Origin of the sequence: Gordonia polyisoprenivorans NBRC 16320 = JCM 10675 (assembly GCF_000241325.1) — a bacterium.
Lineage (GTDB): Bacteria > Actinomycetota > Actinomycetes > Mycobacteriales > Mycobacteriaceae > Gordonia > Gordonia polyisoprenivorans.
On the sequence record NZ_BAEI01000057.1, the window covers coordinates 145185 to 162479 of the forward strand.

The window sequence follows — 17295 nt, forward strand, 5'->3', positions numbered from 1 at the left end:
GCCGGGTCGATCGGCACCGACGTGTCGACGCCGATCACCCGGATCGGTTCGGGCAGGTCGGCGATCACCGCGGGAGCCGCGCCGTCGACGACGAGGACGATCCGGGCGTCGGCGGTGTCGAGCATGTATCGCACCCGGTCGAGCGGTGCGTCGACGTCGAGGGGGACGTAGTGGCCGCCGGCCTCGACGATCGCGTGGATCGCGACGAGCATCTCCACCGAGCGTGGCATCGCCACGCCCACCGCCACATCGGGGCCGACGCCCGCGGCGATCAGCCATCGGGCGAGATCGTTGACGCGCGCCGCGAACTCCGCGTAGGTGACCCGTCGGTCACCGCACACCACGGCCACGCCGGGCGACGCGGCACTCATCCGGACGACCTCGGTCACGCGTTGTCTCCCTCTCTGTGCCCCGTGTCCCCATGCCGGTTGTCCCCGTGCCGGTTGTCCCCGTGCCACCGTGTACTCGCGTCGTCGGTGCGGGGTCGCGCCCCGTCCGACATCAGTGTCGACAGGGTGCTCGCGGGATGGCGCCCCGGGGTGCCCGACGACCACTGCACCAGCGTGTCACGTTCGGCCGGGGCGACGATCGGGGCGGCACCGACCGCAGCGTCGGGCGTTTCGGTCACCGCGTCGAGCACGGCGACGAAACGCGCCACCAACGTGGCGATACCGGCCTCGTCGAAGAGGTCGGTGGCGTACACCACCGACGACCGCCATGGTCCGTGAGCGCTCGCGCCGATGCTGATCGACAGGTCGAGCTGCGCGCCGACCACCGGCGGGGTCATCGGCGTGATGACGATGCCGGAGTCGTCGGCGACGGCGTCGGTCGGTGTCGGCTGCGCCAGGGTCAGCAGCACCTGCGCCAGCGGTGAGAATGCTTGTGAGCGCACCGGATCGACGGCGTCGACGACGGTCTCGAACGGGATGTCGGCGTGCGCGAACGCTTCGAGGTCGACTCCCCGGACATCGTCGAGCAACTCCGCGAATCCCGTCGCGGGATCGACGACGGTCCGCAGGACGAGCGTGTTGACGAACATGCCGATCAGTCCGTCGAGTTCGGCCTGGCCACGGCCGGCGATCGGGGTGGCGATCGCGATGTCATCGGTCGCCGAGAGCCGTGCGAGAAGCACCGCGAGTGCCGCGTGGATCACCATGAACGGGGTGACGCCACGGTCGCGCGCCAGACCCGACACACGGTCGGCGATCGGGCCGGGGATCTCGAACTCGAAGAGCGCACCGGCCTGCGAGGCGACCGCGGGCCGCGGATTCTTCGCGGGCAGGTCGAGAACGTCGGGGAGCCCGCGCAACTGCTCTCGCCAGTAGGTGAGCTGACGTCCGACGACGGTCTTCGGGTCATCGGCGGAGCCGAGTTCGCGGTGTTGCCACAGTGCGTAGTCGGCGAATTGCACCGGCAGTGGCGCGAATTCGGGGTCCTCGCCGGCCACCCGGGCTCGATAGGCGGTGATCATGTCCGCGATCAAGGGCCGCATCGATTCGCCGTCGCCGACGATGTGGTGGATGACCGCGAGCAGTACCCAGTCGTCGTCGCCGGCGTGCCACAGCCGGACCCGGAACGGCGGTCGCGCAGTGACGTCGAAGCCGGTGGCCGCGGCCTCGTACATCTGTGTCTCGTCGGCGACCACCGCCCAGTCGAGGCGGGCGAGAACGTCGTCGGGGCCGTGTACCCACTGCACCGGTTCGCCGTCGATCGTCGGGAATGTGGTTCGCAGGATCTCGTGACGCGCAACGACATCGCGCACCGCAAGCGCCAGTGCATCGGGATCCAGGGGCCCGCTGATGCGCAACCCGACCGGGATGTTGTAGGCGACCGAGTCCGGCTGCAGGCGGTTCAAGAACCACACGCGGCTCTGAGCGAAGGACAGCGGGACGGGCTCGGGTCGCGGGACGACGGCCCGGACCGGCGCGAGTGCACCGGCGCGGCCCGCGGCCACCCGGGCCAGTGCCCGCGGGGTCGATGCCTCGAATACGTCGCGCACACCGAGGTCGGCGTCGAGCGCATCACCGACGCGTGCTGCGAGTCGGGTGGCGGTGAGCGAATTGCCGCCCAGGGCAAAGAAATCCGCGGTGACCGACACGGTGTTCACGCCGAGGATCTCGGCGAAGCACGCCACCACTGCGGCCTCGGCGGCCGATGCGGGGCCGACGTGCTCACCGGCGTCGAGCACGGGGTCGGGTAGTGCACGTTTGTCGACCTTGCCCGCAGGCGTGAGCGGCAGGTGGTCGAGGACGGTGACAGCCGCGGGCACCATGTGCGCGGGCAGTCGCCGGCCGAGGAACTCAGTGAGGTCGGCCGGTGTCACCGATTCGGCTGCGGCGCCGCCGTCACCCGAGGTCACGACGTAGGCGGCGAGTGCGGTCGCGACTGATCCGCCGACCCCGATCACGACGGCGGCGTCGATCGCGGGATGCGCCGTCAGTGCCGTCTCGATCTCGCCGAGTTCGATGCGCAGGCCACGCAACTTGATCTGGTCGTCACTGCGTCCGACGTACTCGATCACCAGCCGTCCGGTGTCGGACGAGCCGGTGTCGGACGAGCCGGTGCCGGAGGGTCCGGACCTGGCAGCTACCCACCGGACGACGTCGCCGGTGCGATACATCCGCTCGCCCGGCGCGTACGGGTCGGCGACGAACCGTTCGGCGGTCAGCCCGGGGCGCCGCAGATAGCCACGGGCGAGCGGGGTTCCGGTCACGTACAGCTCGCCGGGCACACCGATCGGGACCGGGTGCAGACGGTCGTCGAGTACCAGGAGTCCGGCGCCGGCGATGGGTCCGCCGATGTGGACCGGCGCAGCGGGATCGAGTGCGGCGCTGATCGCCACCGCCACCGATGCCTCGGTCGGCCCGTACGCGTTGTGGAAGGCCACCCGGCCCGACCAGCCCGCCACGAGCGCCTGCGAGACCGCCTCGCCACCGGCGATCAGGACGCGCAGATCCGGCAGGTCGGCGTCGGGATCGACGGTCGCGAGGACCGCCGGGGTCAGGAACACGTGCGAAAGCTGTTGCGCGCGAAGGAACTCAGTCAGCTGCGCGCCGCCGAGCACGTCGTCGGGTCGATAGACCAGAGTCGCACCCGCGACCGACGCGAGCAGCCATTCCAGCACGGAGGCGTCGAAACTGGCCGACGCGAAGCCCAGCACACGGTCGCCCGCGGTGACGCCCAAACGATCGACCTCGGCGACGGCGAAGTTGTGCGCGCCGCGGTAGGTGACCGAGACACCCTTGGGCACGCCGGTCGAGCCGGAGGTGTAGATGACGTAGGCGACGGCGTCGAGGTTGTCCGCACCACCGGGAACGTCGAGGCCCGTATCCGGTTCGCCGGTCCCTGGTTCGACAGTCCCGTGTTCGTGCGAGCCTGCGACGAGGTCGTCGACGGTCAGCCAGTCGAGTCCGCCGGGTGCGGGTAGTTCCTCGCCGGGAGAGCAGATGCCCACGCGCACACCCGAATCGGTGATCATGTGCGCGATGCGGTCGGCCGGGTATCCGGGGTCGATGGACAAGTAGGCGGCACCGAGTCGAGTGATCGCCCACAGTGTCGCCAGACGGTCGACGCGGCGCCCGAGCGCCACAGCGACGATCGTGTCGGTCCCGATGCCGCGAGCCCGCAGCCCGCGGGCGATCGCGGCCGAGCGGGTGTCGAGGTCACGGTAGGTCAGCGATCGGCCGTCGGCGTCGGTCACCGCGGGGGTGTCCGGGTGCGCGGCGGCGACCTCGGCGAAGACCTCACGCAGATGCCGTGGCGCGGCGGCCGGGCCGCCGCTGACCGGGGTCAGTGACCGGCGGGTCTCGACGGGTACCAATTGCAGGTCTCCGCAGGCGATGTCGGGCGCACTCGCGATCGTTGCGAGGATCGTGCGCACCGCGGCGGCGAATCGTTCGATCTGCGCGGCGTCGAAGACGGCGGGCAGGTACTTGAGCGTGATCGCCACACCCTCGGCCGAGGGTGTCGCCGACAGGTTGAGCGGATAGTGCGTCGAGTCGCCGGCGTCGATGCCGAGGATCTGCAGACCACCGGTCAGGGCGGCGTCGGCGGTCGACAGCGACTCGCTTGCCACCGGGAACGACTCGTACACGGTCAGCGTGTCGAACAGTACCGGCAGCCCGGTGGTCGCGGTGATCTCCGGTAGCCCGAGATGCTGGTGATCGAGCACGGCGATCTTGTCCTGCTGCAGGCGCCGCAGCACCTCGGCCGCCGCCGAACCGGGATCGACATCGACGACGACGGGCAGCGTGTTGATGAACAGCCCCACCATCGATTCGACGCCGTCGAGATCGGCGGGCCGACCGGACACGGTTTCACCGAATCCGACGACCCGGTTGCCGGTGAGCCGCGAGAGCAGCACCGACCACGCGAACTGCAGCACCGTGCTCACGGTGACCCCGAGGTCGCGGGCGAGTGTGTCGAGCGCGGTGGACAATTCGGCGCCGAGATGTTCGGTGTGATCGCGCGGCGGGGTCGAGATGTCGTCGTCGTTCTGCGGCGCCACCAGTGTCGGTTCGGTGAGCGGGGCGAGCACCCGGCGCCAGGTGTCCAGACCTGTCGAGTCGTCGCGCGCGGCGAGCCGGCGGACGTGCGTACCGAAGTCGGCCGCCACTGCACCGCTGGTCGGTTCGGCATCCGAATCCCGGTGCGCGAGCGCGGAGGTGAACATGCCGCGTCCGGCGTAGAGCGCGAGTAGGTCGGCCAGGACGAGCGGCCCCGACCAGCCGTCGAGCAGGATGTGGTGGTTGGTGACGATCAGCGATGCCGTCTCGCCGTGGCGGATCAGCACGAACCGGATCAACGGTGGGGCGTCGAGGGCAAACGGCGCGAGCTTCTCGGCCGCGGCGATCTCGGAGACGGAGTCGGCCACCTCGTGCGACCCTCCGTCCAGATCGATTTCACGCCACGGGATATCGACGGCCTCGGGAACGACTGCGACGACCGCACCGGCATCGGTGCGGACATATCCGCTGCGCAGCACCCGATGGTGCGCGAGCAGTGCGGCCGCCGCGGCATGCAACCGCTCCGCGTCGATCTCGCCGCCGAGCTCGAGAACCGCCTGTGTCACATAGACATCGACGCCGTCGCCCCCGGTGGCCATCTCCGACTGGAAGTACAGGCCCTGTTGCAGTGGCGTGAGCGGCCACACGTCGGCGCCGGGGAAACGCACGGCGAGCGTGTCGAGTTCGTCCTGGCTGATGGTGGTGCCGGGAATGTCGGACGGGCTCGCTCCGATCGGTGCACCGCCGGCCACGACCCCGGCGAGCGCCCGGAGTTCGGCGCTGAAACGCGCTCCGAGATCGGCGACGTCGGCGGCGGTGAAGAGCGCCGACGGGTAGGTCAGCGAGGTGACCAGTTCCCGTCCGCGCGTACCGGTCCGGGTGGCCACGGTGACACTGAGTGCGTTGAGCGCCACCATCGCACCGGTCGCCGACGCGGCGAATCCGGGTGCGTCCCCGGCGGGGGTGAACGGGATCTCCTGTGGCGCTTCGGCGTCGGCGCCACCGGTGCCGCCGGCTGCGCGGCCGGCGCCGAAGAAGTTGAATCCGATACTCGGCAGCGGGCGGGTGGTGAGCTCACTGTGGGGATCGGGGTTCGCGTACCGCAACAGCCCGAAGCCGACGCCTGCGTCGGGGATCGACAGGCGTTCTTCCTTGGCCGCCTTGACCGCGTGGATCGCGTCGACCGACGGGTCGAGGCGCACGGGCGCGATCGTCGTGAACCATCCGACGGTGCGTGACAGGTCAGTGTCGTACGGGTGCGGTCCCGAGGCGACGATGTCCTCGTTGCGTCCGTGACCCTCCACGAGCACCGACACCGGACCTCGGTCGTCGATGCCGCGTGCGTGCTGCCATCCGCGCACGGCGCGGGCGAGCGCACCGAGCAGGACGTCGCCCGCGCCCCCACCGAAGGCGTGCGGTACGGAGGTCAGGACGGCCTCCGAGGTCGACGGGTCGAGGATCTCGGTGACCGACACCTCGGTGGCGAACCGGTCGCGGCCGGCCACGACCTCGGCGCCGAGATCGGTGGCGCGGGCCGGCAGCCGATCGAGCCAGTAGCCCTCCTCCGACATGCGGCGTTCGGCTTGGGCGGCAACCGCATCCGCCCAAGTGCGTGCCGAGGTGACCTCCGGTCGCAGGGCGAGCCCGATGTCGCCGGACTGGGCCTGTCCCCAGGCGGTGACGAGATCTTCCAGCAGGATCGGCCACGACACCGCATCGACGCCGAGATGATGGATCACCAGGACGAGGCGGCCCGCTCCGGCCGGGTCGACGACGAGTTCGGCGGCGACGAGTGCACCGGTGTTGGGGTCGAGGCGCGCTGATGCGTCGGCGAACGCGGTGTGCAGATCGGCGGTGAATCCGTCGGTGCCGACCGCCGAGCCGGATCGCCGGGCGCCGACCGCGGCTGCGATGTTGACGTCCGCACCGGCGGTGAGCGTCCAGCCGTCGTCGGTGGGCACCAGTGAGGCCGTGAGCATCGGGTGGGTGTCCACCACCCGCGCGAGCAGAGCCGCGACCGACGACGCGGTGGCGTCGGCGGGCAGGTACAGCACCCGCGACTGCGAGAAGTCACGGAAATCCGCAGGCTGCGTGGAATGTTCGATCATCCACGACACCACCGCCGGTGGTGTGACGGGGCCGCGGGCACCGGTCTCGGGCAGCATCGGCAGCGTGGTCGCGCTGTCGAGCGCGGCGCGCGCCATCGCGCGCACGGTGCGGTGTTCAAAGATGTCGCGTGGCGAGAGCGACAGGCCCGTCGCGCGGACCGCCGACGCGAGCCGGATCGACATGATCGAGTCGCCGCCGAGGGTGAAGAACGAGTCGGTGACCGACACCCGCGGCAGTCCGAGGAGACCGGCGACGATCGCGGCGAGGGTTTCCTCGACCGCATTCGCCGGCGCCACGTACTGTGCTGTCGCGAAATCGAAATCGGGTGCGGGCAGGGCCTTGCGGTCGAGCTTACCTGCGCTGCCCAGCACGACGTCGTCGAGTGGCATCCACACCGTGGGTCGCATGTACTCGGGCAGTGCGGCGGCCACGGCGGCGCGAGCGGCATCGAGATCCACCGTCGACGGCGACACGTATGCCACCAGATGTGCGCCGCCGGTGTCGGATTCGGCGACGGTGGCCGCGGTGTGGACCACCCCGGGCACCGTCGCGATGACCGATTCGATCTCGCCGAGTTCAATGCGCTGGCCCCGCAACTTCACCTGGAAGTCGGTGCGGCCCAGGTATTCGATCTCCCCGGAGGTGTTCCAGCGCACCAGGTCTCCGGTGCGGTACACGCGGGCGCCGGGCGCCCCGAAGGGGTCGGCCACGAAGCGTTCGGCGGTCAGCGCGGGAGCTCCGGCATAGCCGCGGGCGACCTGGGTGCCGCCGAGATACAGCTCGCCGGGCACGCCGACGGGTACCGGGCGCAGCCGGGCGTCGAGCACGAGTGTGGTGGTGTTCCACACCGGCACCCCGATGGGCACGATCCGATCGGCGTGGGTGACATCGGCGTAGGCCACCTCGACGGCCGCCTCCGTCGGGCCGAACAGGTTGACGATCGCGACGTCGGGCAGCAACTGATGGGCTCGTACGGTCACCGCGGGCGGCAGTGCCTCACCGGAGGCGAACAGCCAGCGCAGCGAGGTCAGCTCCGAGAACTGTTCGGACGGAACCACATCGAGGAACACCGCGAGCATCGACGGCACGAAGTGCACCGAGGTTGCGCGCGTCGCAGCGATCAGATCGGCGATGTAGAGAGGATCGGCGTGACCGCCGGCGTCGGCGATCACCATCTGCGCGCCGGCGATGACCGGTCCGAACAGCTCCGGCACCGAGACGTCGAAGGTGTACGGGGTTTTCTGGATGATGCGGTCGCCGACGGTCCACGGATATTCCGACAAGCCCCAACGCAGCCGGTTGAGCACCGACGCGTGGGAGACGGTGACGCCCTTGGGACGTCCGGTGGAGCCGGAGGTGAACAGTGTGTAGAGCGCATCGTCACCGCGGATCGGGCGGAGTCGCTCGGCATCGGTGAACGGTGCGGTCGACTCGTCGACCGCGACGGTGGTGTCCACCACCATCGACGTGACGACACCGGCGAGGGCGTCGAGATCGGCGGCCACCGGACGCGGGCCGGTGAGCAGCACACGGACACCGGCGGTGTCGACCATGTGGCGCAGACGTTCGGCCGGCGCGGCGGTGTCGATCGGTACGTACTGGCCGCCGGCGGCGACGACTGCATGGATCGCGACGACCATCTCGATCGAGCGATCGATGCACACACCGACCGCCACCTCGGGGCCCACGTCTGCTGCGCGCAGTGTCCGTGCCAGCGACGCCACCCGCGCGCCGAACTCGCCGAAGGTCACCGTTCGGTCGCGCAGCGACAGCGCCACATCGTCGGGCGCGGCACTGACGCGCGCGGCGACTGCATCGGCGACCGAGCCGGCCGGGATGCGCACCGCCGCACCGGTCGCCCGCTGCAGCAGCGCGTCGGTCTCGGCGGCGGACAGGATCGGTGCGTCGGCGACGGCGATGGCAGGGTCGGCGGTCAGCGAGTCCAGCAGCGCGACAAAGGCGTCGAGCATTGCGTCGATGCGCGCATCGTCGAAGAGGTCGCGGGCGAAGACGGCCTCGATCGGCCAGTCGGCGCCGTGATCGGCCACCGAGACACTCACGGTCAGATCGAGTTTGGCCGGCGGATCGGCCGGGCTGACCGGGGTGATGGTCAGGTCGGCGATGCCGGTCGCGGTCGGTGCGGCCGCGAACTCGGGCAGCGTCGACTGATCGAGTGTCAGCATGACCTGCGCGAGCGGCGCGAAGGCTTCCGAGCGGACGGGGTTGACCGCGTCGACGATCATCTCGAATGGCACGTCGGCATGGGCGAACGCCTCGAGGTCGGATTCGCGGACCTGATCGAGCAGCTCGTCGAAAGCCATGTCGGGTGTCACCCGCGCCCGGAGCACCAGCGTGTTGACGAACATGCCGACGAGCGGGTCGAGTGCACGCTGGCCGCGGCCGGCGATCGGTGTGGCGACGGGGATGTCGTCACCGGCCGACAACCGCGACAACAACACCGAGAGTGCGGCGTGGACCACCATGAACGGGGTGAGTCCACGTTCGGCGGCGATCGCCCGGATTCGGTCCCCGACCGCCGCGGGCACCGCACCGGTGACACGTCCGCCACGCTGGGTGGCCGCCATGGGCCGGGGGCGATCGGCGGGCAGGTCGATGACGTCGGGGACGTCGGCCAGGGCGTCGGTCCAGTAGGCGAGCTGACGGGCGACCACCGACGACGGATCGTTACGGTCGCCGAGTTCGCGATGCTGCCACAGGGCGTAATCGGCGAACTGCACCTCCAGCGGCTCGAAATCCGGTGCGCCACCGCCACTGCGGGCCAAATATGCCGTCATGAGGTCGCCGACCAGCGGCTGCATCGACTCGCCGTCGGCGGCGATGTGATGCACGACGAGCGCCACGATGTGCTCGTCGTCGCCGATGCGCAGTACCCGGCCACGGATCGGGAGTTCGGCCGCGACGTCGAAGCCGGTGGTGACCGCGGCCTCGATGTCGTCGGCGGAATCGACCACCGCCCAGTCCACTTCGTCGTCGATCGCGGCAACGGGGTGGATAAATGCCGAGGCACTCTCGCCGTCGGCGACGAAGGTGGTGCGCAGCACCTCGTGGCGGGTGACCACATCAGCCAGCGCCGCACGCAATGCCGCGACGTCGAGCCGGCCGGTCACCCGGAACACGGTCGGGATGTTGTAGGTGGGCAGCGACGGATCGAACTGGTTGATGAACCACATCCGCTGCTGTGCGAACGAGAGCGGGATGCGTTCGGGGCGTGGGACGGTCGCGGTCACCGGCGGCAGACCCGACGCCCGGCCGGCCACCGCGGCGGCGAGGGTGCGCACCGTCGGTGTGTCGAACAGATCGCGGATCGAGGTCTCGACCCCCAGTGCTTCACCGACCCGGGCGACCAGCCGTGCCGCCGACAACGAATTCCCGCCGAGGTCGAAGAAGGACTCGACGACGCTGATCTCGTCGATCCCGAGGATCTCGGCGAAGACGTCGGCGACAGCACGCTCCGCCGCGGATGCCGGTGCGACGATCTCGACCGCCTCGATCACCGGCTCCGGTAGCGCGGCCTTGTCCAGTTTGCCGACCGGCGTCAGCGGGAGTGCCTCGAGGAAGGTGATTGTTGCAGGCACCATGTGCGCCGGGAGTGACTGCGCGACATGTGTTTTCAGATCGGCGACGCTCACGGACCCGGGGTCGGCGACGACGTAGCCGGCCAGTGCGGTGGCCACCGAACCGCCGACGCCGACGACGACCGCCGAATGCACCGCGGGGTGCGTGGAGAGCGCCGACTCGATCTCGCCGAGCTCGATGCGGAGCCCGCGCAGTTTGACCTGATCGTCGCTGCGCCCGGAGTATTCGAGCACCGGTACGCCGGTGGCGTCGGCCCGCCAGCGGACGACATCGCCGGTGCGGTACATCCGGTCTCCCGGCCGCCCATGCGGATTGGCGACGAAGCGGTCGGCGGTCAGGCCGGGACGGTCGAGGTAGCCGCGGGAGAGCGGAAGTCCGCAGACGTACAGTTCGCCCGCCACACCGAGCGGCGCCGGGCGCAGGTGGGCGTCGAGCACCATCAGTCCGACGCCGGCGAGCGGGCCGCCGAGGGTGACCGGTTCACCGACCGACATCGGCGCGCTGATGGTCACGCCGATGGTGGTTTCGGTGGGCCCGTACAGATTCTGGATACGACGCAGCGGCGCCCACGCATCCTTCAACGCCGTCGGGACCGCCTCGCCGCCGGCGTAGACCACGCGCAACGCGGGCACCGAGTGCGGGTCGACGGTGGCGAGCACCGTCGGGGTGAGGAAGGTGTGCGTGATGGCCTGACGCATCAGGAGATCCTGCAGCGCCGGACCGCCGACGGCCTCGGCCGGACGGTAGATGAGCACACCACCGGATACCGCGGCCAACAGATATTCGAGCACCGAGGCATCGAAGCTCGGGGAGGCGAATCCCAGCACCCGCGAGTACTCGTCGGCATTCGACCGGCGGATCTCCTCCGCGGCGAAATTCGCGAGACCCGAATGGGTCACCGCGACACCCTTGGGCCTGCCGGTGGAGCCGGAGGTGTAGATGACGTAGGCGACGTTGTCGATCCGGACCTCACCGTGGAGGTCCGCGGCGGTGACCGCGGCACCGTCAGCGGCCGCGATCTCCTCGGCGACCGCCGGGTCGTCGAGGCGCACCCAGTCGAATGCCGCACCGGGCAGTACCTCGGTGGCGCCCGCGGTGAGGCCGAGGATCGCACCGGAGTCCTCCACCATGTTCGCGACGCGCTCGGCGGGATAGTCCGGGTCGATCGGCACGTAGCCGCCGCCGGTCTTGGCGACCGCCCAGATCGAGACCAGCAGATCCACCGAGCGCCCGATCGCCAGTGCCACGAGCTTCTCGGGCCCGATGCCACGGTCGAGCAGCCAGCGCGCCAACCGATTCGAACGCTCGTCGAGTTCTCGGTAGGTCAACGAGGCGTTGCCGGCGTCGACCACGGCCTGGCGTGGCCCCCAGGTCTCGGCGGCATCGATGACGATGTCGCGCAGGAGTTTCGGTGCGGTACCCGCTCCCCCGGTCACCACGGCGTCGGAGTCTGCGATCGCCACCGGCTCGGGTGCCGAGGCGCGTGCGGCCTCGGCGGTCCGGGCGAGCTCGGCCACCGACGGTTCACGGCCGACCGCGATCCGGCCCACTGGTGCGGCGGGATCACTCAATGCCTCGTCGAGGACGTCGACGAGACGCCCGGTGAACGCGGAGACCGTCGACTCGTCGAACAGATCGGTGGCGTAGAGCACCGAGCCCGGCCAGTCGGACCCTGCCGTATCCCCTGCTGTCGGGGAGACGCTCACCAGGAGATCCACCCGGGCGGGAACGACGTCGGTGGCAATCGGTTCGACACGCAGACCGGCGATCTCACCGATAGACAGGTCGGCGCCCGCCAATTCCGGCAGGGCGGTCTGATCGAAGGTGAACCACACCTGGGTGAACGGCGCGAACGCCTCGGACCGCACCGCGTCGGAGGCGTCGACGACCGCCTCGAACGGGGCGTCGGCGTGCGCGAAGGCCTCCAGATCGGTGTCCTTGATCGCGGCCAGCAGGTCGGCGAATCCGTGGTCGGCGTCGACCCGCGTGCGCAGCACCAAGGTGTTGACGAACATGCCGACGAGCGGATCGAGCACGGCCTGTCCGCGTCCGGCGATCGGGGTGCCGATGGCGATGTCGTCGCTGCCCGCGAGCCGGGACAGCAACAACGACAGGGCGGCGTGGACCACCATGAACGGCGTGGTGCCGTACTCGGCGGCGGCCGCGCGGACCTTGTCCCCGGTCGCGGCCGGCAGTGTGAACGGCACCCGCGCACCGCGGCCGCTCGCACGGGGCGGACGTGGCCGATCGGTGGGGATGTCGATGACGTCGGACAGTCCGGACAGCTTGTCCCGCCAGTACGCAATCTGTTGCCCGACAACAGATTCGGGATCATCCGGCGATCCCAGCACGTCGTGCTGCCAGAGCGCGACATCGGCGAACTGCACCTCGAGGTCGGCGAACTGCGGATCGGTGTCCGCGGTCTCGGCGAGGTATGCGGTCACCAGATCGGAGACCAGCGGGGCCACCGACTCGCCGTCGGAGGCGATGTGATGGGTGACGACGGCGAGGACGTGCTCGTCGGCACCGATCCGTGCGACGCGCACCCGGATCGGCCACTGCGTGGCGACGTCGAAGCCCTCGGCCACCGCGGCCTGGACATCGGCGACCGAATCAACTTCTGCCCAGTCGAGTTTCGCCGCGACGGCGGACGGACGGCCGATCTTCTGGTACGGCACACCGGATTCGGCCGGGAAGGTGGTTCGCAGCACCTCGTGACGGGTGACCACGTCGACGACGGCGGCATGGAGCGCGTCGACGTCGAGCGGACCGGTCAGGCGCAACACGATCGGGATGTTGTACGCCGCAGAGGTCGTGTCGAGTTGATTGACATACCACATGCGCTGCTGCGCGAATGCCAGCGGAATCCGTTCCGGGCGAGGCGATACCGCGGTGATCGGCGGGCGAGTGTCACCGTTGCCCGCGGTGGCCGCGACGAGCGCGCGCACCGAGGGCGCATCGAAGAGATCGCGGACGCCGACATCTGTGCCCAACGCGTCGGCGGCCCGGGCCGCCAGGCGCATCGCCGACAGCGAGTTGCCGCCGAGGTCGAAGAAGCTGTCGGTGACACTGATCTGCTCGACTCCGAGGATGTCGGCGAACACCTCGGCGACGCGGGTCTCCGCCTCACCGACGGGTGCCACGTAGTCACCGGCCTCGAATACCGGTTCCGGCAGGGCTCGCCGGTCGATCTTGCCTGCGGTGTTGAGCGCGATGTCGGCGACCGGCATCCACACGGTCGGCCGCATGTACTCCGGGAGCGACTCGGCGACCACGGCGCGCACCGCATCGAGATCGACGGTCTCCCCGGGGGCGGCGGAGACATAGCCGACGAGATGCTCACCACCGCCGGGGACGGAGGCGACGGTTGCGGCCGCGTGCACCACACCCGGGGCCGAGGCGATGACCGATTCGATCTCGCCGAGCTCGATGCGCTGCCCGCGGAGCTTGACCTGGAAGTCGGTGCGGCCCAGATACTCCAACACTCCATCCGGGCGGCGTCGCACCAGATCACCGGTGCGATAGAGACGGGCTCCCGGCGCACCGTACGGGTCGGCGACGAAGCGTTCGGCAGACAGATCCGGCCGCGCGGCGTACCCGCGCGCGAGTTGCACGCCACCGAGATACAGCTCACCGGGCACACCGTCGGGTACACGATGCAACCGCGAGTCGAGCACCACCGCGGACGAATTCCACACCGGCACACCGATCGGGACGGTCGGATCGTCGGCGGCGACGTCGCCGATCTGCTCGTAGGTGATCTCGACGGCGGCCTCGGTGGGACCGTACAGGTTGAAGAACAAGGCCTCGGGCCACAACGCACGAGCCTGCGCCGCGACGGCCGGCGGCAGGGCCTCACCGGTCGCCGAGACGATCCGCACCGAATCGAGGCCGGCGAGCCGCTCCTCGCGGTGTGGGCCGGAGCCGAGGATCTCGAGGAACACCGAGAGCATCGACGGCACGAAGTGCACCATGGTGGCGCGAGTGCGGCGGATCTCGTCGGCCACGTAGCCGGGATCGAGATGCCCGCCGTCGGCCAGCACGACCAGCGTGGCACCGGTCATCAACGGCGCGAACAGTTCCGGGACCGAGCAGTCGAAGGTGTACGGCGTCTTCTGCAGCACCACGTCACCGGCGTCGATCGGGAGGGTGTCCAGGCCCCACCACAACCGGTTGAGCACCGCGGTGTGCGAGAGCGTGACCCCCTTGGGGCGTCCGGTGGAGCCGGAGGTGAACAGGGTGTAGGCGGCGGCGTCACCGAGAAGTACCGTCGGGCGATCGGCGTCGGTGACCGGTCGCGCCGCTGCCGAGTTCACGTCGACGGCGGTGCTCGAGTCGACCCGGAGGATGCGAACACCGGCGTCGACCGCGGCCCCGACCGCGGCTGCGGCGGCTCCGGTGTCTGCGACGAGCAGGGCTGCGGCACCGGCGGTGTCGAGCATGTACCGCACCCGTTCGGCGGGCGCGTTGACGTCGATCGGCACGTACTGTCCACCGGCGGTCACCACCGCGTGGATGGCCACCATCATCTCCACCGAACGCGGGATGCACAGCCCCACAGCCACGTCCGGACCGACTCCGGTCGCGATCAGCTCACGCGCGAGCGTGTTGACGCGCGCACCGAACTCGGCGTAGGTGACCTCGCGCTCGCCGAAGACCAGGGCGCGGGCGGCCGGGGTTCGGCTCACCTGTGCGGCAAGGGCGTCAGACACGGTTGCCGGCGCCGGCAGGTCGACTCGCGCCCCCCATTCGCCATCGGCGATGCGGGCGGTCTGCGCGGGGTCGAGCAGCGAGGTGTCCCCGACGGCCACGGACGGCGTGGTGCAGAGTTGCTGCAGCAGTGCGATGAACCGCGCCGCGAGCGCGTCGATCCTCGACTCGTCGAACAGGTCGGTCGCATACGTGACCGACAGACCCCACTCCTGCCCGTCCGGACGGGAGGCGACGGTGACGTAGAGATCGGTTTGGGCCGCCACACTCACGTCGTCGACGGCAGTGACTGTCAGACCACCCGCATCACCGAGCGCGTCAATGGCCGAGGCTGCCGGATCGAACGAGAAGATGACCTGGGTGAGAGGCGAGAAAGCCTCGGAACGCACCGGATTCAGCTCGTCGACCAAGGTCTCGAACGGGATGTCGGCGTGCGCGAAGGCGTCGAGGTCGGTGGTACGCACCGTCGCGAGCAGGTCATCGAAGCCCTGCGCGGGATCGATGCGGGTACGCAGCACCAGCGTGTTGACGAACATGCCGACCAGTGGGTCGAGCACCGCTTGACCACGCCCGGCGATCGGCGTGCCGACCGCGATGTCATCGGTTCCCGACAGTCGCGAGAGCAACACCGCCAGCGCGGCGTGCACCACCATGAACGGTGTGACCCCGTGCCGTTGTGCGGCCGCGGAGATCGCGGAGCCCAGTTCGGCGGGCATCGGGTGTGCCACGTGGCCGCCGCGCCCGGAGGCGACCGCCGGTCGTGTCCGGTCGGCGGGAAGCTCGAGAACGTCCGGGAGTCCGGCGAGTTGGTCGGCCCAATACGCCAACTGTCGTCCGACCACCGACTCCGGGTCGTCGGTGGAACCGAGCACGGTGTGCTGCCAGAGCGCGAAATCGGCGAACTGGACCTGCAGCGGCGCGAAGTCGGGTTCGGTGTGGGCCGAGCGTGCGACGTACGCGGTCACCAGGTCGGAGACGAAGGGTGCCAACGACTCTCCGTCGGCACCGATGTGGTGGAAGACGATCGCAAGGATGTGTTCGGTTGCCGAGACGGGCCACAACCGCACCCGGATCGGCCAGTCGACGGTGACGTCGAAGCCCGCGGTGACCGCAGCCGCAACGCGCTCCTGCGAGTCCACCACCTGCCAGTCCAGACGGTCGGCCACCGAGTCGGCCGGATCGATCTGCTGCGCAGGCACTCCGTCGACATCGGGGAATCGCGTGTGCAGCACCTCATGTCGGGTGACCACATCCACCACTGCCGCGTGCAGCGCCGCCGCATCGAGATCGCCGGACAGCCGCAGGACCGCCGGGATGTTGTGCATCGCGGTACCCGGGTCGAATCGGTTGATGAACCAGATCCGTTGCTGGGCAAAGGACAGCGGGACCATTTCCGGCCGCGGAGTGACCGCTGTGACCGGCGGAAGACCTGCGGATCGACCCGAGATCAGTTGCACGAGTTCGCGAACCGACGGGGCATCGAAGATGTCGCGGACCGAGATCTCCACGTCCATGGCGAGCCCCACCCGCGCGGCCAGACGGGTGGCCGAGAGCGAGTTGCCGCCGAGATCGAAGAACGACTCCACGACGCTCACGGTGTCGACGCCGAGCACAGAGCCGAACACCTCGGCGACAACGTGTTCGGCCGGGGTTGCCGGTGTGACGGCCACTGCGGCGTCGCGCTCGGGAGCGGGCAGTTCGCGCCGGGCGATCTTGCCGGATGCGTTGAGCGGCATCTCCGCCATCGCCACCCACGCGGTCGGCCGCATGTAGTCCGGCAGGGCGGCCGCTGCCACCGCCTTGACGGCGGAGACATCGACGGTGTCCGGTGCGAGGTAGGCCACCAGCCGTTCCCCCGCAGCACCGCTCACCACGGCTGCCACCGCGTGGATGACCCCCGGGGCAGCGGTCAGAACCGCTTCGATCTCGCCGAGTTCAATGCGCTGTCCTCGCAACTTCACCTGGAAGTCGGTGCGACCCAGGTATTCCAGCTCACCGGAGCTGTTCCAGCGCACCAGATCACCAGTGCGATACAACCGTGCGCCTGCCTCACCGAACGGGTCTGCGACGAAACGCTCCGCGGACAGACCCGGGCGCGCGCTGTAACCGCGCGCCACCTGGACCCCGCCCAGATACAGTTCGCCGGGCAGCCCGGGGGGCACGGCCCTCAGGCGCGCATCGAGGACGTGGCCGATCGTGTTCCAGACCGGCGTCCCGATCGGCACCGTCCGTGCGGACCGATCGACTCGGAACGCGGTGGCATTGATCGTCGTCTCGGTCGGGCCGTATTGGTTGTACAGGACCGAGTGCGGCAGGAGGCGCCGGACCTCGTCTGCCACTGACGGATTGAGTGCTTCGCCGCCGGTGATCAGGT

General features: G+C 69.9%; 2 protein-coding genes (both running past the window's edge). Both read right to left on the minus strand.

Translation table 11 applies throughout. From position 1 onward, the window contains the following. Positions 1–389, minus strand: the 5' portion of a protein-coding gene (locus tag GOPIP_RS14490) for a non-ribosomal peptide synthetase (protein WP_006370452.1). 13378 nt of this gene lie to the left of the window's left edge; only the first 389 of its 13767 coding nucleotides appear in the window; its start codon is at positions 387–389; the stop codon falls past the left edge of the window. Further along, positions 386–17295, minus strand: the 3' end of a protein-coding gene (locus GOPIP_RS14495) for a non-ribosomal peptide synthase/polyketide synthase (RefSeq protein WP_006370453.1). 23377 nt of this gene lie beyond the right edge of the window; only the last 16910 of its 40287 coding nucleotides appear in the window; the start codon falls outside the window, past its right edge; its stop codon occupies positions 386–388. The genes GOPIP_RS14490 and GOPIP_RS14495 overlap by 4 nt, the downstream gene beginning before the upstream one ends.